The following is a 19,111-nucleotide window of genomic DNA, read 5'->3' as shown; positions in this document are numbered from 1 at the left end:
TTGCAACAAGCTGTGAATTCACCCGCCCTGCTCAGCTCCTGAGGCTGAGCCAGTCACGGCTAAGCAGCGTCGGCACTTTGTCTGCCGGCACCGGTCTTGAGAACAGGTAGCCCTGCAGCAGATGGCAGCCATGCTGCTCAAAGAAACGAATCTGTTCGGTGGTTTCAATTCCTTCAGCCACGCAATTCATGTGCAGGCTTTCGGCCATCAGCAGGGTGGTGCGGATAATGGCTTCGTCGTTGGCGTCCAGGCCGATGTCCTGCACAAAGCTCTTGTCTATCTTGACTGTCTGGATGGGAAACGCCTTCAGATACTTGAGGGAGGAATAGCCGGTGCCGAAATCATCCAGGGAGAACTTGATGCCCGACTCGTGCAGCCTTCCCATACAATCCTTGGCTTTGCCGTAATCCTCCATCAGGGCGCTTTCGGTAATCTCCAGACGCAGCGCCGAGACCGGTAAACCATGCTTGACCAGCAGGCTGAATATCTCTGCCGGCTTAAGGCCCTTTTCCAGATGCCTGGCTGAGAGATTTACGCTCAGATAGGGCGTTTTTCCTGATTTGTACCATTCGGACAAATCCCGCAGGCCCCGATCCATGGCCTGCCAGGTCATCGGAATGATCAGGCCCAGTTCTTCGGCCAGGGGAATAAACTCGGCAGGCGGGATTAACCGCTCTTCATGCTGCCAACGCAACAGCAATTCGAAACCTATGGCTTCGCCTTTGCGCATATCCACGATGGGCTGATAAAAATTGACGAACTCACCGGCCTTGAACGCACTTTTCAGCTGTGTCTCCAATGCCAGTTTTGCCCTGGCCTGGGTGTTCATTTCGGCGGTGAAGAACTGGTACCGGTTTCTACCGGTGGCCTTCACATGATACATGGCGATATCGGCAGACTTGAGCAACTCGCTGGGGTTGTCCGAATCCTGGGGATAAATGGCAATACCGATACTGGCCGACACACTGACCTGATTGTTGCCAATCTGTATAGGCTGATCGATCTCCTCGATGATCTTGCTGGCCAGCCTGCCGAGCTCAATCTCATCGCCCAAATCTTCCAGAATCACCACGAACTCATCGCCCCCCAGGCGCCCTACAGTGTCATCCAGGCGCAGACTGCCCCTCAGCCGTCGGGCTACTTCAAGCAGCAGTTGATCACCGGCTTCATGACCCAGGGAGTCATTGACCTGCTTGAACTTATCCAGATCGATAAAAAACACTGCCACATGGCTGCGTCTTCTTACCGCATGCTCCATGGCATGCTGGATCCTGTCCAGCAGCAGGTTACGGTTTGGCAGGCCCGTCAGACTGTCATAGTTGGCCAACTGCCGGAGTTCCTTCTGGGCGGCTTTTTGCTCGCTGATGTCCGTCATCACCATGATGTAATAATCGATTTCGTCCGATTCCAGTTCGGCCCTGCCGCCTACTGCGTTGATGTTTACCATCACATGATGCAGTTGCTTGTCGTTACCCAGCACTTCCTGCTCGCCGCGCCAGTGCTCACCGGGGCCCAGAATATCCATCATACGGCGGTAGAACAGGATTTGCTGGGTGCTGAAACAGCTTTCCAACTGGCCCGATAAATCCTTGTCGGCCTCAAGCCCCAGGGCCTCACACAAAGACTGGTTGGCGGCAATGGGCCATTGCTGGCTGTTCAGAATCAGCACCCAGTCACGGGTATGGCGGAAGGCCTCCCCGAACAGGCGGACTTTTTCCTCGCTGGCCCGGGTATCGGTGATGTTGGTATAGGTACCACTGATCTGGGAGATGGAATCATCTTCTGTCTGTACTACCCTGCCCAGATCCCGGTACCAGTACCACTGGCCATCCTGCCCCCTTAGCCGGTAAGACAGATCGAATTGCTCCATTTGCCCCTGGATAAATCGCATCCAGTCACGCTCGAAAACCAGCCTGTCCTGAGGATGAATAAGTTCCAGGTAGTGGGAAGGGTGGATGCTCTCGCCTTCTTCATAACCAAGCTCACGAATCAGCCGGGGCTGATACATCTGATCCGAATCACTTTGCCAGTCCCATACACCGCTGTTACTGCCCTGCAGGGCCAGTTGCAGACGTTTTTCACTGGCTTTGCTCTGTTCATGGGCAGACATCAGGGCTCTGGCCTGTCTGTTCTGCCAATGCCGCCACCAGGCCAGCAGACCCAGTGCTGCCAGCGCATACAGGGCGTAAGCCCAGGGCGAAGTAAGTGGTGCATACTTTACCCTGATGCCGACGCTGGCCGGTTTGCTCAGCTCACCAGTTTCCGGATCCAGGGCCCGTATCTGCAACTGATACCGGCCGGGGTTCAGCTTGGGGATTATCAGCTCGGAGTCCGACGAGGCGGGATAGCTGATTTGTTCGGTGCCTGAGAGCCGGTACTGGTACTGGGTGCTGCGCAGTTCCCCGTACTGCAAGGTGGAAAAGTGTACGGACAAGCCGATATCATCATGCTCAAGAAGGATCTCCCGGCCATTCAGGTCCGAGAAGGGCATGTCAAGCGGATTGGACATGAGATCCATATGGCTGATCACCACACTGTCGGCTGCAGTCACGGGCGGCGAAAGGCTGGCCGGATCGAACAGGGTCAGACCCTTTACCGAACCATAGGCAAACCTGCCGTCCATGAGCCGTTCGACGGCCGTATCGTTGAACTCATTGGTTGCCAGTCCATCCAGGTGACTGAAACGTTGCAGGTGCAGGGTTTGGGTATTCAGCCTGGCAATACCGGCATGAGAGCTCATCCACAGATTGTCCTGCTCATCGAGCAGCAGCGCATAAACAGAATCCGAACCCAGTTTGCTGTTCTTGTCAAAGTAGTGGCGTGTTTCCAGTGTATTGGCATCGATTCCCACCAGCCCCAGTCCAGAGTAAGCAATCCACAGGATGCCCTGATTATCCAGCGCCACGCTGTTGGGAGTCTGGAAACGCAAAGCATTAATCTGGTCAAACTGATGCAGTTTGCTCAGTTCGGCCGACTCTTTGTCATACTGCCACAGGGCGCCGGCCATACTGACCAGCATCTTTCCCGGTTGTCCTGGCATCTCCCCGACAAAGCCGTTGGACCAGCCAGGATCCAGGTTCTCATTGATGCTCTCCAGGTGGACGAGGCGCTGGTCCTCCGGCTGATAACGGAAAAACCCCTCGGCACTGGCAAACCACAGGTTGCCTTCATTATCCTGTTGCAGCCCCCAGACATCGCCAGCGAGGATCTCGGACAACTCGGGTCGAGTAGCCAGGGGGGAACGGACTTCTCCGCTGGCCGGGTCAAACAGCTTAATCCCTTCATAGGATCCCAGCCACAGCCTGCCTTCAGTGGCTGGCAGTATGCTGAGGATGCCGCCCGAGTGGTAGGGTTTCAATGGCCCTTTGGCCAGCGGCACCGGTTCGATCCTGTCTTCCCGGGGAAGGTAAACACTCAGACCGTCTTCGGTGCCTATCCACAGCCGGCCGTCTTCGGATTGGTGCAGACTCCAGATGACATCGTGGCTGAGTCCCTTACCCTGTCTTGTACTGCGATGCAGATTCCTGAACTTCAGAGAGTGGGGTGACCAGCGGAACGCGCCGTCTGCCCAGGTGGCAAGCCAAAGATTTCCCTGGTTGTCGCGCAGGATGTCGATAATGCTGCCATCGGAGATCTGGAAGCGGGAATCGGTCAGGCGCAGCAGGTGCTGCACCTCACCGGTAAGGGAGTCCAGGCGGAACAAACCGTCATCGGTGCCAAGCAGCAGATGTTCGCCATCCGGGAGAATTTTCCAGATGTTGCGTCCTTCCAGCAGGGGGAGGGGGCGAATTTCCAGATCAAGGGTGGATTCAAAGTCGGCAATGGACAGCCGGAATAACCCCTTGACCGTGCCGGCCCAGAGGTAGCCCTGGCCGTCCAGATGGAGTTGCTTGACGTTATTACTGTCGTTGTACTCACCCTCAGGCTCGAATAATATTTTCCGCTGCAGTCCGGTTCGCGTATTCAACTGATAAAGGGCGGCCGAGGTGCCTATATAAAGATAATCACCATGCTGCGCAAAGGCGCGGATCAGATGATGGGCGGCTCTTTCCTGCTCGCTCAGGCCGAAGACTACCTGGTGATGGCCCGTATCAGGTTCAAACAACAGCAGATCTTCTGTCATCGCCACCCATAACTTACCGGTCTGCTCTTCCCGGACCAGCTCAACTTCCTGGGGCAGGGTGGGTTCTTCTTTATAGTAGTGAACCAGTGCCTGGCTAATATCACCGCTGTCAGGGTTTATTTTGTACAGACCCATATCGGCGGTACCTGCCCAAATCAGGCCCTGGCTGTCCTGATATAACTCATAGACGGAATTTTCCGATAGCTCCCCTTCGCTGCCGGCAATGCGCCGGATCCGGTAACCGTCGAAGCGGTTCAGTCCGCCATCTGTGGCCAGCCACAGGAACCCTGCCTTATCAAGCAGCAGACTGTTGACCGTGCTCTGCGACAAACCTTCTTCTGTCGAGACTCGGAAGATATTGGGAATTTCAATCAGGGGGGCGGCAAATAAAACGGCACTGCGAAGCAGGCCGCAGACCAGCAACAGGCTAAACAGATATGGATAAGCAGGTCTCATCACAGTTACTACAATCTACCATGATAGTGGCCCCAAGGAGGCGCAGAGTTTAACAGCTTTGTAACGTCTAACAAATGCCGGGTGCACAAAAAATGGGCAAGATCCTGCGATGGTTGTATCGCAAGCCTGACAAAGATAACCTCAACCGACCCAGAACATAGAAAGTTGAGGCAAACGTCGCTGATAAGACCAGTATTTTGCTGAGATTTCGTCATTGACCTCTATAATGGGCAGGACGGCGCGAGACTTTGCCTGAAAAATAGACAGGCAAGGTAAATTAAGCTCGAAATTCTTTTGAGTTTAGCCGAACATAAGTTTTTACCTACAGATAGGCGCATTTTCGTGAACTTTTTGCTGATTAATGGTCCCAACCTTAACCTGCTGGGTCGAAGAGAAACCCATATTTATGGTCATCAGAGCCTCGAAGAGCTGGTGATGGGGTTGCAGAAACAGGCCAGAAAGTCAGGTATCAAGTTGGATCACGTGCAATCCAACGCTGAGCACGAGTTGATCGGGCATATCCACCAGGCTATGGGTCAGGTGGACTTTATTATTATCAACCCGGGTGCCTTTACCCATACCAGCGTGGCGCTGAGGGACGCATTACTGGGAGTCAATATTCCCTTTATTGAAGTGCATTTGTCCAATGTCCATGCCCGGGAGCCTTTCAGACGTCATTCTTACCTGTCTGATGTGGCCAAAGGCGTCATTTGTGGGCTGGGTGCCCAGGGTTATGAGTTTGCATTAGCGGCAGCCAAGCAATACTGCCAGGAACATTCAAAATAACAGCGGATAACAAGAGAGATCTGACGATGGATATTCGAAAAATAAAGAAACTGATCGAGTTGGTGGAAGAGTCCGGCATCGCCGAGCTGGAGATCACCGAGGGAGAAGAGTCTGTACGCATTCACCGGGGTAGTTCGGCAGCCGCCGCCCCAGTGCACTATGCGGCTCCTGTGCAGATGCATGCCCCCATGCAAGCCCCTGCCCCGGCACCCGTGCCGGCTGCTGCCCCCGCCGCGCCCGAAGAGCCGGCGGGCCACGTGGTCCGGTCCCCCATGGTGGGTACCTTCTACCGGGCTTCCTCTCCGGGTTCCAAGAACTTTGTCGAGGTAGGCAGCCAGGTCAAGGTGGGCGATACCCTGTGTATCGTAGAAGCCATGAAGATGATGAATCAGATCGAAGCGGACAAGGCAGGCGTAATCAAACAGATCCTGGTGGAGAACCAGGAACCGGTTGAGTTCGACCAGCCTTTGTTCGTGATCGAATAAGCGGGCAAAGGATATGTTGGATAAAGTACTGATAGCCAACCGGGGTGAAATCGCCCTACGCGTCCTGCGCGCCTGTAAGGAGCTGGGCATCAAGACTGTGGCAGTCCATTCCACCGCTGACCGCAATCTCAAACATGTATTGCTGGCCGATGAAACCATCTGTATTGGTGGGCCGTCCTCGACGCAGAGTTACCTGAATATCCCGGCCATAATCGCCGCTGCCGAAGTAACCAATTCCATTGCCATCCATCCGGGTTATGGTTTCTTGTCAGAAAATGCCGATTTCGCCGAACAGGTTGAAAAGAGCGGCTTCGTGTTTATCGGTCCCAAGGCCGATACCATTCGCCTGATGGGTGACAAAGTCTCAGCCATCAGTGCCATGAAGAAAGCCGGCGTGCCCTGCGTACCCGGCTCTGACGGCCCGGTAGGTGAGGATGAGGTAAAAAACAAGGCCATCGCCAAACGCATTGGCTACCCCATTATCGTCAAGGCTGCCGGTGGTGGCGGAGGTCGTGGTATGAGGGTGGTACGCAGCGAAGCGGAACTCCAGTCGGCCATCGCCATGACCAAGAACGAGGCGGGGGCCGCTTTTGGCAATGATATGGTCTACATGGAAAAATTCCTTGAGAATCCGCGCCATGTGGAAATCCAGGTATTGGCGGATGGTCAGGGTAACGCTATTCACCTTGGTGAACGTGACTGTTCCATGCAGCGTCGCCACCAAAAGGTCGTCGAAGAAGCCCCGGCACCGGGCATCACGGCAGAGATGCGTGAGAAAATCGGTGACCGTTGCCGACGGGCTTGTATCGAAATCGGCTACCGGGGGGCGGGCACTTTCGAATTCCTGTATGAAAACGGCGAGTTCTATTTTATTGAGATGAACACCCGTATCCAGGTGGAACATCCGGTAACCGAGATGATTTCCGGCGTGGATTTGATCAAGGAGCAGTTGCGTATTGCCGCTGGCCAGCCACTGGCCATCGAACAGTCGCAAATCCAGATCCGGGGACATGCCATCGAATGCCGGATCAATGCCGAGGATCCGGAGCGCTTCATTCCCTCCCCGGGCAAGATCGAAATGTTCCACCCGCCGGGCGGGCTGGGAGTACGCTGGGATTCACATATTTATGCCGGTTACAGTGTACCGCCCAATTATGACTCCATGATCGGTAAGTTGATTACCTATGGTGAAAATCGCGATGTGGCCATTGCCCGTATGCGTCATGCTCTTAACGAGTTGGTGATCGAAGGCATCAAGACCAATGTGCCGCTTCAGCAGAAGATCATGGCTGATGAGAATTTCAGAAATGGTGGCACCAATATCCACTATCTGGAAAAGAAGCTGGGTATGCAGAAAAAATAAACCCTGCCCAGGCAGGTACAGAAGATGGACAGGCGCTTTGGCGCCTGTTTTCTTCTGGCCGGCCTTCAATGCCTGGCATCCGCTACAAGGTCTGGCGCATGGCGCCGCCGGGTCGTAAAATCGCCCTAACGCCTCTTTATCTCCTCCGGCATGTTCCAACAAGCATTTGCTTCACTCGATCAGTATCTGTTCTGTCACCGGCAGTATTGGCAGTTTATGCCCTTCAGGCAGGACAGCTATCCCTGGGATAATCACCCTCTCAGTAACTGGCTGAAATCACTGACAGACGATGACGTTGCCAGCTTTGAAGAGCAACCGGATATGCTTACGCGACAGAGTGGACCGCACTTACCCTGGTTCAGGCAGGCAGACGGCTGGCTGGACATTTCTTCCCGTACCAGTCAGATCTCTGCTCCTTTCTGGCTCACAAACGGCATCAAAGGAAGAAAATGGCAGCAGATAAGTCATTTCGCCGCCCAATGTGCCACGAAGCAAGGACGGATTGTGGAGTGGTGTGCAGGCAAAGGCCATCTCGGACGACTGCTGGGCTGGCAGCAGGATAAGCCGGTGCTGTCCATCGAATGGCAGGCCGGATTGTGTGAACAAGGCAGGGAGGAGTCTGACAGGCAAGGTCTCCGGCAGGAATTTCTGTGCGCCGATGTACTGGCCCAGGATCTGAGAGACCAGCTCAGACCCGATCAGCAACTGGTTGCCCTGCATGCCTGTGGCCAGTTGCATATCCGCATGCTGCAACTGGCAGTGGAGCAGCGAATAGGGGAGTTATGCCTGTGTCCCTGCTGTTATCAGCTTATTGAACAGGAAGTGTATCAGCCCCTCAGTGGCCTGGCACAGGACAGTGAACTGCGCCTCAGTCGCCAGGAACTGAGACTGGCCGTGCAGGAAACGGTCACTGCGCCTAAGCGGGACCGGCAAAAACGTCTGACCGAAAGACGTTACCGCTTGATATTTGATAGCTGGCAGCGCGAGGCCACAGGACAGGATTGCTATCTTCCGGTGCCCTCTGCGCCCGATGCGCTCTTTCGTCAGAATCCGGTTGCATTTTGTGCCTGGGCAGCGGCTCAGAAAGGACTAACCGGGCCCGAAGAACGGGATCTGGCCCGGCATGTGCAGCAGGCTGAGCAAAAGCTGGGCATGATGGCGAGGTTGGAACTGGTGCAGCATCTGTTTCGTCGTCATCTGGAACTCTGGCTGGTACTGGACCGTTGTTTGTACCTTGAAGAAGCCGGCTACCGGGTCGAGCTGACTGAGTTCTGCTCCCGATCTGTGACGCCGCGCAATCTGTTGATTCGGGCATTTCTCTGACCATCTCATTTATAGGGTTTCGCTGGCGGCACCTTGCCGGCTTTCTGGTATACTCCCGGCAAAATTCTTGCCGGAAGCAATAGATGGCCTGGATCCAACTTCGTATCAACAGCCACGCCAAAATGGCCGAGTCTCTGGGTGAACAGCTTAGTGAATGGGGAGCCCAGGCGGTGACCTTCGTCGATGCCAAAGACACCCCCTGGTATGAACCCAAGCCGGGGGAGGTGCAACTGTGGCCGGATACCCAGGTGGTGGGGCTTTTTGATGCCAAGGAAGATCTCACCTTGCTGATCAGGCACCTCAGGAAACAATTACCGGCCGAGACGCTGATTAAGCAGGAGCAACTGGAGGACAAGGACTGGGAGCGCGAGTGGATGGACAATTTCCATCCCACCCAGTTCGGCCAGCGTCTTTGGATCTGTCCGAGCTGGCAGGAAGTGCCGGATCCCCAGGCGGTCAATGTGATGCTGGACCCGGGGCTGGCTTTTGGCACAGGCACGCACCCCACCACAGCCTTGTGCCTGAGGTGGCTGGACAGTCTGGAACTGACAGACAGCCTGGTGGTGGATTTTGGCTGTGGCTCCGGGATTCTCGGTATTGCCGCCCTTAAATTGGGCGCCCGACGGGTGGTCGGTGTGGACATCGATCCCCAGGCTATCCAGGCAAGCCAGGATAATGCTGACCGCAATGGGGTCGGCGACAAGATCGAACTCTATCTGCCCAGGACGCAGCCGGTACTGGAAGCTGATGTGGTGGTGGCCAATATTCTCGCCGCCCCCCTGCGCGAGTTACGTGAAGTCATTACTGCCTATTGCATGCCTGGTGGCCTGCTGGCCCTGTCAGGGATCCTTGCCGAACAGGCGGAGGAAATCCGTGCCTTGTACAGCCAGGATTTCCATATGGATCCTGTGGTCGTTGAAGGCGACTGGGCCAGGGTAAGTGGTAAACGCAAATAACCCACAAACAAGTTTCCAGGCCACGTCCCACTTGCTGTTAGGCTTGCGGCATGTCAAGCCCCAAATGGTAAAAAAACTGACATTTTGTTTAATTTCTAGCCTTTTCATCCCTGCAAAAAAACCGTAAACTTAGCGCCCTTTTGGACAGGTTGAACGTTTTTTGCACAGCGGCATTATGCAGATTGGTCCTTATCAACTGGAAAATAATCTGATTCTGGCGCCCATGGCAGGCGTGACCGACCGGCCCTTCCGGCAACTCTGTAAACGCATGGGTGCCGGACTGGTGGTATCGGAGATGCTGTTGTCCAATCCGGATGTGTGGAAATCGGACAAGTCCATACACCGTATGAATCATGAGGGTGAGACCGGTATCCGCTCAGTGCAGATTGCCGGTTCCGAACCTGAACTGATGGCCATGGCAGCCATTCATAATGTTGAGACGGGTGCGCAAATCATCGATATCAACATGGGTTGCCCGGCCAAAAAGGTAAATAAAAAGTTGGCGGGCTCCGCACTGCTGCAATATCCGGATCTGGTCAGGGAGATCATCCAGGCAGTAGTAAAGGCGGTAGCGGTCCCCGTTACCCTGAAGATTCGCACCGGCTGGGATCCCGACAACAGAAATGGCGTCGAGATAGCCAGAATTGCCGAAGACCTGGGGATTCAGTCTCTTGCCGTGCATGGTCGTACCCGGGCCTGCATGTACAAGGGCGAAGCGGAGTACGACACCATCCGGGCCATCAAACAGGCGGTTTCTATTCCTGTTGTGGCCAATGGTGATATCTGTTCCCCTCAGAAAGCCAGGCAGGTGCTGGAACTGACGGGAGCCGATGCAGTCATGATCGGGCGGGGCGCCCAGGGCCGTCCCTGGATCTTCCGTGAAATCGATCATTATCTGAAAACAGGTGAGGCTTTGGCCGCGCCCACATTGACTGAAGTCCGGCAGGTAATGCTGGAACACGTCAGCAATGTGCACCAGTTCTACGGTGAGTTTGCAGGCACCCGTATTGCCCGCAAACATGTGGGCTGGTATTTATCGGAACATGACACAGATCGTCAGTTTCGCAGTCAGTTCAACGGTATTGGGGAGGCGCAAGCCCAACTCGATGCCCTGAATCAGTATTTTGAACAGTTGATCGGTTCGGTTCAGGCCGAAGCGGTTGCCGTGTATCATTAACCAAAGAGCAAGATAGTATTATGTTCGATCAAAACGTGACTTCTCCTTTTACCACAACGGTAACGACTCCTTCTCAGACCCAGGCCCAGAAGCCCCTGCGTGACTCCGTCAAGCAAGCCGTCAACAAATACTTGAAGCAGTTGGACAACACCAACATCGAGAACCTGTATGAGCTGGTTCTGGCCGAAGTGGAAGCGCCACTGTTGGAAGAGATCATGACCTTCACCCGTGGCAACCAGACCAAGGCCGCCATTATGATGGGCATCAACCGTGGCACACTGCGCAAGAAGCTGAAGCAGTACGGAATGAACTAAGGCCGACAGGCCACAAAAAAGAGCACCTGATGGTGCTCTTTTCGCTTATTCTCCCTGACATTTCCCTATTCCCAAGAGGACTTCCTGATGGAAAATGCTAAACCCATTCGTCGCGCCCTGCTCAGTGTATCCGACAAGACCGGTATCCTGGAGTTTGCCCAGGCTCTGGCCGCCATGGATATCGAAATCCTCTCCACTGGCGGAACGGCAAAGCTGCTGGCCGACAACGGCCTGTCCGTGACCGAAGTGTCTGACTACACAGGTCACCCTGAAATCATGGATGGCCGGGTCAAGACCCTGCACCCCAAGGTGCATGGCGGTATCTTGGGTCGCCGGGGCCAGGACGAAAGCGTGATGGAACAGCATGATATCCAGCCCATCGATATGGTGGTGGTCAATCTTTATCCTTTTGCCAAAACCGTGGAAAAAGAAGGCTGTACGCTGGAAGATGCCGTTGAGAATATCGATATCGGCGGACCAACCATGGTGCGTGCGGCAGCCAAGAATCACAAAGATGTGGCGATTGTGGTCAACAGCCAGGATTATGTCCGGGTGCTGGAGGAAATGCAGGAAAACGGCGGCAGCCTGACCCTGAAAACCCGCTTTGATCTGGCCATCGCTGCCTTTGAGCATACAGCCCAGTACGACGGCATGATTGCCAACTATTTCGGTACCATGGTGCCGTCCTATGGTGAAGCGTCAGACGACGAGTCGCAGTTTCCCCGCACCCTGAATATGCAGTTTATCAAGCAGCAGGATCTGCGCTACGGCGAGAACAGCCATCAGTCCGCCGCTTTTTACGTGGAAAGCGACGTGCAGGAAGCCTCGGTGGCGACAGCCACCCAGCTACAGGGCAAGGCCCTGTCATTCAATAACATCGCCGATACCGATGCCGCCCTGGAGTGTGTCAAGGAATTTGACCAGCCCGCCTGTGTCATCGTCAAGCATGCCAATCCCTGTGGTGTGGCACTGGGCAATGACTTGCTGGAGGCCTATAACCGGGCCTACCAGACAGATCCCACCTCGGCTTTTGGCGGCATCATCGCCTTTAACCGGGAACTGGATGACAAAACAGCCCAGGCCATTATCGAGCGCCAGTTCGTGGAGGTTATCATTGCCCCTAAAGTGTCTGCAGGCGCCGTTGATGTGGTCAAGGCCAAGCAGAACGTGCGATTGCTGGAATGTGGCGACTGGCATGGTCAGCTTACCGAGGGCTTTGATCTGAAGCGGGTAAACGGCGGCTTGCTGGTACAGGACAGGGATTTTGGCATGGTGGAGCTGGACGACCTCAAGGTGGTGTCCAAACGCCAGCCCAGTGAGCAGGAATTAAAGGATCTGCTGTTTGCCTGGAAGGTGGCCAAATACGTTAAGTCCAATGCCATTGTTTATTGCAAAGACAGCATGACAATCGGAGTAGGCGCGGGGCAGATGAGCCGGGTATACTCGGCTAAGATTGCCGGGATCAAGGCGGCCGATGAGAATCTTGAGGTAGCAGGTTCGGTAATGGCCTCCGATGCCTTCTTCCCCTTCCGTGACGGTATCGATGCGGCGGCGGCGGCCGGGATTAAAGCGGTAATCCAACCGGGCGGCTCTATGCGTGATGAAGAAGTGATTGCGGCAGCGGATGAGCATGGCATGACCATGGTCTTTACCGGTATGCGTCACTTCCGCCACTAGTTTGGCAATCGAGAAGGTAACAAGATGAAAGTATTGATTATCGGCGGCGGTGGCCGCGAACACGCCCTGGCCTGGAAGGCGGCTCAGTCTGCAGGTGTGAGTCAGGTTTTTGTGGCCCCGGGTAATGCCGGCACCGAACTGGAACCGGCTATCCACAATATTGCCATTGGCGCGGAGAATATTGGCGGCCTGCTGGCGTTTGCTCAACAGGAAAAGATCGATCTGACCATAGTCGGTCCTGAAGCGCCCCTGGTCCTGGGGGTGGTTGATAAATTTCAGGATGCCGGGCTAAGGGTATTCGGGCCGAGCCAGGCCGCTGCCCAGTTGGAAGGATCCAAGGCCTTTACCAAGGATTTTCTCGCCCGGCATAATATTCCCACCGCCGAATATAAGACCTTCACCCATGTTGAGCCAGCTCTGACTTATGTGCGGGAAAAAGGCGCCCCCATCGTGGTAAAGGCCGATGGCCTGGCGGCAGGTAAGGGCGTCATCGTCGCCATGACCGAAGCCGAGGCTGAAGAGGCCATCCGCGATATGCTGGCCGGCAATGCCTTCGGCGATGCCGGCAGCCGGGTAGTCATCGAAGAGTTTCTTGACGGGGAAGAAGCCAGTTTTATCGTGATGGTGGATGGCAAGAATGTGCTGCCATTTGCCACCAGCCAGGATCACAAGCGGGTAGGCGATGGCGATACGGGCCCCAATACCGGTGGCATGGGCGCTTATTCCCCGGCACCGGTGGTGACAGACTCCATCCATCAGCGGGTTCTTGACGAGGTGATCTATCCCACGGTCAGAGGCATGGCCGAAGAAGGACACCCCTATGTGGGCTTCCTGTATGCCGGGTTGATGATTATGGCCGATGGCACACCCAAGGTTATCGAATACAACTGCCGTTTTGGTGACCCGGAAACCCAGCCCATCATGCTGCGCCTGCAGTCGGATCTGGTGCAACTGTGCAACAGTGCCCTGGATGGGCAATTGGATAGGGTCGGGATTAGTTTCGATCCCCGTGCTGCAGTAGGCGTGGTCCTGGCTGCCGGCGGCTATCCCGGTGAGTACGTCAAAGGCGATGTGATTTCGGGTCTTCGCGAAGGGGAAAGCGATTCAGCCAAGGTCTTCCACGCGGGGACCAAACTGATGGACGGTGAGGTGGTCACTAGCGGGGGACGGGTCCTGTGCGCAACCGCACTGGGCAAGACAGTCAGTGAAGCGCAGGCCAATGCCTATAAGCTGGCGGAACATATCAGTTGGAAAAAAATGTTTTATCGTAAGGACATTGCCTGGCGAGCCATTGCCAGGGAAAAGAGCGAATAAAAACATCCGAAAGCGGCCCATAAAGGGCCGTTTTTGATCTCATCCCGGTGACCACTACTACTGAACCGGATAGCTAAGAATAAAACGCGCTCCCCCCATCGGCGAACGTTCTACGCTGCAGCTGCCTCTGTGCCACTGCTGAATACGCCGCACTATAGCCAGTCCAAGGCCTGCGCCGCCCCTCTTTCGGTCACGACTGGCGTCGGGACGAAAAAACGGCTCGAATATACGCTCGCGGTCGGCTTCGGCGACACCGGGACCGTCATCATCCACCCGTAGCAGAATATTGTCGTCAACCCGTTCAATACTGATGCGGATCAGGGAGCGGGCGTAGCGCATGGCATTTTGCAGTACATTTTGCAGGGACCGCTGAACAAAGTGACCGTCTCCCAGCATGTATATATCGGCCAGACTGGTTTCCACCCGCACATGGGCCGGACAATTCCCGCGCATCCTGGTCACCAGGTTGTCCACCAGTTCGGCCATGGGGAGTTGCGCAAAATCCATCTCCGGTGCAGAACTCTCCATGCTGGTGTAGTCCAGCATTTCCTGTACCAATCTCTCCAGCTCGTCCACATCCCGACTCATTTCCTGCCAGGGTTCGGTGCCGGGTTTCGGCTCTACGGCCAGGGCAAATTTCAGCCTGGACAGGGGGGTGCGAAACTCATGGGCCACCGCCCCGGTCAGTTCCCGCTGGCTCTGCAGTAACTGTTTGATTTGAGATCCCAATTGATTAAAAGATTGCAGGATCCCCGACAGGGCGGAGGTGGTGCTGACAGACAACTCGGGTAATGAACCGTCCTGGCGTAACGAGTGGGCCGCGTCCCGGAGTTTGGACAGATCACGCCACAAAGGCCAGATCCACAATGACAGCAAGACTGCCAGGGCACCAAAAAACAGGCCGCTGTACAACCAGAAATTAACCGGGCCCCGTCCTTGTGGATGGTGAATCAGCAGTACCCTGTGATCTGGCGCCAGCATAACAAGCTGCTGGCCGGTGTCGGGATCATGCAGCACAAGGGGTTGACCTGACTCAAGCTGGCCGCGCAAGTCATCAGGCCAGGCGACGGAGTCTCGATCCAGCCAGTCATAAGCCAGACCCGCTTCAGACAACTGGCGTTCCATTACTTCAGGCTGGTGTAAGTGGGAGCGGATCAGGCTGGCGCTGGCGGTGATCCAGGGGGCTTCTTTGACGTCCGAGTCGAGAAACAGGTGATCCAGTACGGCAGCCAGACCAATGAGGGTCAGGACTATAAACAGGTACAGACTGAGAAACAGCCTGCCCATATTCAGGCAGGCCGCATACAGAGAAGGGGAATAAAGCCGGGCATATCAGTCCCAGGCATCGGCGACAAAGAAAAAGCCTTTTCCCCAGATGGTCTTGATCCGCTGCGGGTTTTGCTGATTGTCCGAGAGCTTCTTGCGCAGTCTGGAGATTCGCACGTCCGCTGAACGATCCAGACCGTCATATTCACGGCCGATCAGTTCCTTGTAGATACGTTCCCTGTCGACCAGTTGGGAGGCGTTTTCGGCCAGCATCCAGAGCAGATCAAACTCATGACTGGTTAACTGTATGGTTTCGTCGCCCAGCATCACCTGCCTGGAAGCGCTGTCGATGGTCAGCCGGCCAAACCTGAGCTTGCTGGAACTCTGGTTCTGGGGGGCTGGTTTGACCCGCCGCAACAGGGCGTGGATCCGGGCCAGCAGGACCCTGGGCTCCACCGGTTTGATCACATAGTCATCGGCGCCCAGCTCCAGACCCAGGACCTGGTCAAAATTGGTATCCCGGGCGGTCAGGAACAGAATCGGACCGTTGTAGATCTGCCTGAGTGAGCGACACAGCATAAAGCCGTCCTCTCCCGGCAGCATCACGTCCAACAGGATGATGTCGGGTTTCTGCTGGCGAACCTGGGGTAATAAATCCTTGCCGTCGGCAAACTGTGCAACTTCCAACTGCTGATTGCGCAGGAAGTCTGCGGTCAGCTGGCTCAGGCGCTCATCGTCTTCAACCAAAAATACTTTTGCCATCAGAACAGGCTCCACGGTTTACGGACCCTTTGGCGAAAGTCCGTCAAGGCTTTGATTTCCAGTTTTTCCATCAGTAACTGACGATCTTCCGTATCCCGCATACTCAGGACAGAAGGCTCGCTGTATTCCAGTACCAGTTGCACCCTTTGCATATCCTGCCAGCAGCCCAGCTCGGCATTTCGCATGAACAGGCAAACATGGGCGGGTACCTCCCCCCATACTTCTATATCCAGCTGCATCTCACAGGCATCGCCTATTTCCGTGACGATGCACACATTCGGTCTGACTCGCCAGCCAAGATCCTCAGCTTGGGCCTGCTGCAGTGCCGATGTGCTTATCAACAAAGAAGGAAGCCAGAATAAGATGCGCCTCAACACGGGCTCCTGTCAAAAACGGTAGGCGGTGCCAATGAAAACTCCCTGAATGCTGTTCTCTTCAACCAGAGGGCTGTCGGTCATACCCTTGTGCAGTCTGGTCCAACTGGCTTTGATCAAGAGTTGCCAGTTTTCTGTCAGTGGACGGATGGCCAACACTGAAAGTGAGGGTTGCCATCCTGCCTTGCCCTGATAATACAGGCTTCTTTCCACCTCGTCCCGTCCGTCCAGACCGTAATAGTAATCCACCAAATCGCTGCTCTTCCAAATCAGGGCGGGTGCGATGCTCAACGACCAGCTTGCCACATCCATTCTGTAGTGATAGCCCAGCTCAAACTGCTGACCGCGGTGCACATCGGAGGCGTCTGTCAGCAGGGCAATCTGCCAGTCACTATTGTGCCCGCGAATGTGCATCCTGACACCGGCATTGAGCGCCCATTTCCTGCTGGCGACCTCATCCTTGGAAACACGTCGCTCTGGCACCTGGGAGGGGCCGATCAATCCGGTATTGATGCTACTGCCGGTCAGAATGTTGGAAGGGTGCCAGAAGGTAAAATTGGCCGCTTCTTTGTTCAGGCTGACAAAGGTTTCCACCGCCAGGTGTTTTGACTGGGACCACTGATAGCCAAACTCATCATTGTCCAGGTACAGCTTGTCTCCATACCAGGCAATGTCCGGCAGAATAAACAGCGGGATATTGTCTCCGTCCACCAGCGGATTGCTGCGCAGGCCTGCACCCAATGCAACACCCAGCTGCCAGGACTGTTTTTCGATGCAGTCAACAGACTGATCACAGGCCTGGGCGGGCAGCAAAGCACAGAGCAGGAAAAGCCAGAAAGCAGGAACTAACGGCCTTATTAGGGATTTCATAGGGGTTTCCAAGAGCACCAAGTGGTTAAATAATGAGCACCAGCGGAGACTGAAATTTTTCCAGGCAATCCAGGTTCTTTTACGGGTTTAGTGGTGCTAAATCCTGAAAGGCCTGGGACAGGCTGGGAAAATTTCATGCAGGTTCTGGCGGCCATCATTTAACCACTTGGTACTCTAGACACAACACCTCAAGATTATCAGAGCAGCAGGCGATGCTCATCCGGGAATTACAATTTTACACAAATGCTGTCAATTTCGATCTGTCCATCCCGGCCCTGCGGAGGGGCAGGCAATACTGGCAACAACGAAAAGAAGGCGTTGATTCTGCCTGGCCAACGCCTGCCGGTTCTTCTGTCAGGTCCCTATCCGCTTCTGTGTGTTATTAATTTCGATTCAGCATCAATTCAGTTGCAACGCCTACACTAACGATCAGAATTTACATTAAATGATGCTGAGGTGCCCTATGAAAAAGCTGACTCTCTCTCTCTTGTCGCTGGCCCTGATGACAGGTTTCAGTGGCAATACTATGGCTAAAGCCGAAGTCGAGGTCAATTGGCTTAATCCGGATGATTACACCGATGTCCGTGCCGCCAATGAGTCACGCAGCCGGTTCAAGGAGAGGACCTTCAAGGATCTGGAAGAGTATTTCAATAAGCTGGCGGAAGATCTGCCGGATGATCAGAAACTGGTGGTCAATGTGACCAACCTGGATCTGGCAGGCCAGGTCTGGCCGGGCAGCTTTGTCGGCCTGAGTACCGGATCGGATGTACGCTTGATCAAGCGGGTCGATATTCCGCGTATGACGTTCAACTACAAGCTGATGGGAAAGGATGGCAATGAGCTGCGCGCCGAGCAGGTGGAGCTGAAGGACATGTCATTCCAGGATCGGGTCAACCCCTTGTTTGACAGCGAAAGCCTGCGGTATGAAAAGAATATGATTCGCCAATGGTTTGAAGACAGCTTTTCGGCGCAATTGGCTAAAGCCAGCAACTGATAGCGGGGCTTCAGTCAAAGCTGCTGAGTTACCGAGTATAACGCCACGCCTTTGCGTGGCGTTTTTTTACAGCATTTTTTCGATGGAACGATAGAGCTCTGTGGCCTTTTCACTGGTCAGGTTATTGCTCTGGGCTGCACTGCCAAGGCTGCTGGAGACACGGACAAAGTCTGCCTGGATTTCCACTGCACTTTCTTTTTCACCGGGATTTTGCTGCTGTCGCCCGCCGGTTTGGCTGACGGGTTGTTGCTGCTCTGTCTGTTGCAGTATCCGGGCCTGTGGAGACAGATCAACCTTGGGTTGGTTGGCCACTCCTATCCCATAGGCGTTGGGTGGTCCTCCGCTTTGCGTCGCAGGTGCGGTAGTGGAAAAGGTCTTATTCAGCGCGGTACCGGTAGTCTGAATTTCCATGGCAGCCCCTTTGCTTGATACCCCTTGGTATAACCTTCAAAGTATGAATCAAGCAGGTTAAAAAACAACCTTCTGGGAGAGGCTGTGGACTACGGCTCAGTCTTTGAGGCTTTGCTGTAAGTTGGCCAGGGTCACAAACAGCAATTCCATCTTCCTCACTACAGGCTGGAGCATTGTCTGCTGGCGGGACTCGTCTTGTTCCTGTTCGAGGGCGAGAATGTCCCTGGCTAATTCTTCCACATAGGGTGCGAAGCGTTTGCTTTGCACTGTGAAGGGAGCGTCTTCAGCAAACACCTGTTGGAACTTGCCCTTTCCGCCCTGCTGCAATTTGGCCAACGCTTCGTCGGCGTCCAAGGCGCGCCTGTAAATGACTTGCAGGTTTTCTTTGAGCTTGTCGAGTATGCTTTGCATGAATTTTTTTGAATAAATTGCTAAAGGTTGGTCAAGATGAGCCGATAAG

17 protein-coding genes are annotated in these 19,111 nt (G+C 54.7%); 10 read left to right on the top strand and 7 right to left on the bottom strand.

Features of this window, described 5'->3' with window-relative positions; translation table 11 throughout:
• Positions 1 to 31 precede the first annotated feature (31 nt).
• Positions 32 to 4,579 carry an EAL domain-containing protein gene (locus J0A66_RS12870; protein WP_206574221.1) on the bottom strand — a complete coding sequence of 1,516 codons (4,548 nt, stop codon included), beginning with the start codon at positions 4,577 to 4,579 and terminating at the stop codon, positions 32 to 34.
• A gap of 342 nt (positions 4,580 to 4,921) precedes the next feature.
• On the opposite strand from J0A66_RS12870, the gene aroQ reads away from it, so the two are divergent.
• The 9 genes from aroQ to purD all read left to right on the top strand — a co-directional run bounded on the left by aroQ (position 4,922) and on the right by purD (position 13,974).
• Entirely contained in the window at positions 4,922 to 5,365 is a 444-nt protein-coding gene (aroQ, locus tag J0A66_RS12865) for a type II 3-dehydroquinate dehydratase (protein ID WP_206574220.1), read from the top strand.
• Between the two features lie 26 nt (positions 5,366 to 5,391).
• Complete coding sequence (gene accB, locus J0A66_RS12860) at positions 5,392 to 5,850, top strand: acetyl-CoA carboxylase biotin carboxyl carrier protein (protein ID WP_206574219.1); 459 nt, start codon at positions 5,392 to 5,394, stop codon at positions 5,848 to 5,850.
• Positions 5,851 to 5,863: 13 nt separating this feature from the next.
• Positions 5,864 to 7,213, top strand: coding sequence for an acetyl-CoA carboxylase biotin carboxylase subunit (gene accC, locus J0A66_RS12855; protein ID WP_206574218.1), 1,350 nt, complete (start codon positions 5,864 to 5,866; stop codon positions 7,211 to 7,213).
• 150 nt (positions 7,214 to 7,363) lie between these two features.
• Positions 7,364 to 8,536, top strand: a complete 1,173-nt coding sequence (locus J0A66_RS12850; RefSeq protein ID WP_206574217.1) for a methyltransferase — start codon at positions 7,364 to 7,366, stop codon at positions 8,534 to 8,536.
• A gap of 83 nt (positions 8,537 to 8,619) precedes the next feature.
• Positions 8,620 to 9,492 carry a 50S ribosomal protein L11 methyltransferase gene (prmA, locus tag J0A66_RS12845; RefSeq protein WP_206574216.1) on the top strand — a complete coding sequence of 291 codons (873 nt, stop codon included), beginning with the start codon at positions 8,620 to 8,622 and terminating at the stop codon, positions 9,490 to 9,492.
• A gap of 175 nt (positions 9,493 to 9,667) precedes the next feature.
• A complete protein-coding gene (dusB, locus tag J0A66_RS12840; protein ID WP_206574250.1) occupies positions 9,668 to 10,669 on the top strand; it encodes a tRNA dihydrouridine synthase DusB in 1,002 nt (333 codons plus the stop codon).
• 20 nt (positions 10,670 to 10,689) lie between these two features.
• The gene (fis, locus tag J0A66_RS12835) at positions 10,690 to 10,983 is read left to right on the top strand and encodes a DNA-binding transcriptional regulator Fis (protein ID WP_206574215.1); all 294 of its coding nucleotides are present in this window, start codon (positions 10,690 to 10,692) and stop codon (positions 10,981 to 10,983) included.
• A gap of 87 nt (positions 10,984 to 11,070) precedes the next feature.
• Entirely contained in the window at positions 11,071 to 12,660 is a 1,590-nt protein-coding gene (gene purH, locus J0A66_RS12830) for a bifunctional phosphoribosylaminoimidazolecarboxamide formyltransferase/IMP cyclohydrolase (protein WP_206574214.1), read from the top strand.
• A gap of 24 nt (positions 12,661 to 12,684) precedes the next feature.
• Positions 12,685 to 13,974, top strand: a complete 1,290-nt coding sequence (gene purD / locus J0A66_RS12825) for a phosphoribosylamine--glycine ligase (RefSeq protein WP_206574213.1) — start codon at positions 12,685 to 12,687, stop codon at positions 13,972 to 13,974.
• Between the two features lie 57 nt (positions 13,975 to 14,031).
• On the opposite strand, the gene J0A66_RS12820 is transcribed toward purD, so the two are convergent.
• The 4 genes from J0A66_RS12820 to J0A66_RS12805 are packed head-to-tail and all read right to left on the bottom strand — an operon-like array spanning position 14,032 to position 17,246.
• Positions 14,032 to 15,261 (bottom strand): ATP-binding protein, encoded by a 1,230-nt coding sequence (locus J0A66_RS12820; protein WP_206574212.1) that lies wholly within the window; start codon positions 15,259 to 15,261, stop codon positions 14,032 to 14,034.
• Positions 15,262 to 15,306: 45 nt separating this feature from the next.
• Positions 15,307 to 16,002 (bottom strand): response regulator, encoded by a 696-nt coding sequence (locus tag J0A66_RS12815; RefSeq protein WP_206574211.1) that lies wholly within the window; start codon positions 16,000 to 16,002, stop codon positions 15,307 to 15,309.
• On the bottom strand, positions 16,002 to 16,376 hold the full coding sequence (locus tag J0A66_RS12810) for a DUF3019 domain-containing protein (RefSeq protein WP_206574210.1): 375 nt from the start codon (positions 16,374 to 16,376) through the stop codon (positions 16,002 to 16,004). Before J0A66_RS12810 ends, J0A66_RS12815 begins: the two co-directional genes overlap by 1 nt.
• A gap of 12 nt (positions 16,377 to 16,388) precedes the next feature.
• Positions 16,389 to 17,246, bottom strand: a complete 858-nt coding sequence (locus tag J0A66_RS12805) for a MipA/OmpV family protein (protein WP_206574209.1) — start codon at positions 17,244 to 17,246, stop codon at positions 16,389 to 16,391.
• Positions 17,247 to 17,709: 463 nt separating this feature from the next.
• On the opposite strand from J0A66_RS12805, the gene J0A66_RS12800 reads away from it, so the two are divergent.
• Positions 17,710 to 18,240, top strand: coding sequence for a DUF3016 domain-containing protein (locus tag J0A66_RS12800; RefSeq protein ID WP_206574208.1), 531 nt, complete (start codon positions 17,710 to 17,712; stop codon positions 18,238 to 18,240).
• Positions 18,241 to 18,306: 66 nt separating this feature from the next.
• Here J0A66_RS12800 and J0A66_RS12795 read toward each other — a convergent pair whose 3' ends face one another.
• A complete protein-coding gene (locus J0A66_RS12795) occupies positions 18,307 to 18,651 on the bottom strand; it encodes a hypothetical protein (RefSeq protein WP_206574207.1) in 345 nt (114 codons plus the stop codon).
• Between the two features lie 96 nt (positions 18,652 to 18,747).
• Positions 18,748 to 19,062, bottom strand: a complete 315-nt coding sequence (locus J0A66_RS12790; RefSeq protein ID WP_206574206.1) for a hypothetical protein — start codon at positions 19,060 to 19,062, stop codon at positions 18,748 to 18,750.
• Between the last annotated feature and the right edge of the window lie 49 nt (positions 19,063 to 19,111).

The organism is Bowmanella dokdonensis, assembly GCF_017254865.1.
Taxonomy (GTDB): Bacteria; Pseudomonadota; Gammaproteobacteria; order Enterobacterales; family Alteromonadaceae; genus Bowmanella; species Bowmanella dokdonensis.
The sequence above is the reverse complement of the archived record's forward strand: the minus strand, read 5'-3'. Positions and strand labels throughout refer to the sequence as shown.

Bases quoted from the DNA above. Each gene is read 5' to 3' on its own strand.
- J0A66_RS12870 (WP_206574221.1), bottom strand. From the start codon at position 4,579: ATGAGACCTGCTTATCCATATCTGTTTAGCCTGTTGCTGGTCTGCGGC.
- accB (WP_206574219.1), top strand. From the start codon at position 5,392: ATGGATATTCGAAAAATAAAGAAACTGATCGAGTTGGTGGAAGAGTCC.
- accC (WP_206574218.1), top strand. From the start codon at position 5,864: ATGTTGGATAAAGTACTGATAGCCAACCGGGGTGAAATCGCCCTACGC.
- J0A66_RS12850 (WP_206574217.1), top strand. From the start codon at position 7,364: ATGTTCCAACAAGCATTTGCTTCACTCGATCAGTATCTGTTCTGTCAC.
- prmA (WP_206574216.1), top strand. From the start codon at position 8,620: ATGGCCTGGATCCAACTTCGTATCAACAGCCACGCCAAAATGGCCGAG.
- dusB (WP_206574250.1), top strand. From the start codon at position 9,668: ATGCAGATTGGTCCTTATCAACTGGAAAATAATCTGATTCTGGCGCCC.
- fis (WP_206574215.1), top strand. From the start codon at position 10,690: ATGTTCGATCAAAACGTGACTTCTCCTTTTACCACAACGGTAACGACT.
- purH (WP_206574214.1), top strand. From the start codon at position 11,071: ATGGAAAATGCTAAACCCATTCGTCGCGCCCTGCTCAGTGTATCCGAC.
- purD (WP_206574213.1), top strand. From the start codon at position 12,685: ATGAAAGTATTGATTATCGGCGGCGGTGGCCGCGAACACGCCCTGGCC.
- J0A66_RS12820 (WP_206574212.1), bottom strand. From the start codon at position 15,261: ATGGGCAGGCTGTTTCTCAGTCTGTACCTGTTTATAGTCCTGACCCTC.
- J0A66_RS12815 (WP_206574211.1), bottom strand. From the start codon at position 16,002: ATGGCAAAAGTATTTTTGGTTGAAGACGATGAGCGCCTGAGCCAGCTG.
- J0A66_RS12805 (WP_206574209.1), bottom strand. From the start codon at position 17,246: ATGAAATCCCTAATAAGGCCGTTAGTTCCTGCTTTCTGGCTTTTCCTG.
- J0A66_RS12800 (WP_206574208.1), top strand. From the start codon at position 17,710: ATGAAAAAGCTGACTCTCTCTCTCTTGTCGCTGGCCCTGATGACAGGT.
- J0A66_RS12795 (WP_206574207.1), bottom strand. From the start codon at position 18,651: ATGGAAATTCAGACTACCGGTACCGCGCTGAATAAGACCTTTTCCACT.
- J0A66_RS12790 (WP_206574206.1), bottom strand. From the start codon at position 19,062: ATGCAAAGCATACTCGACAAGCTCAAAGAAAACCTGCAAGTCATTTAC.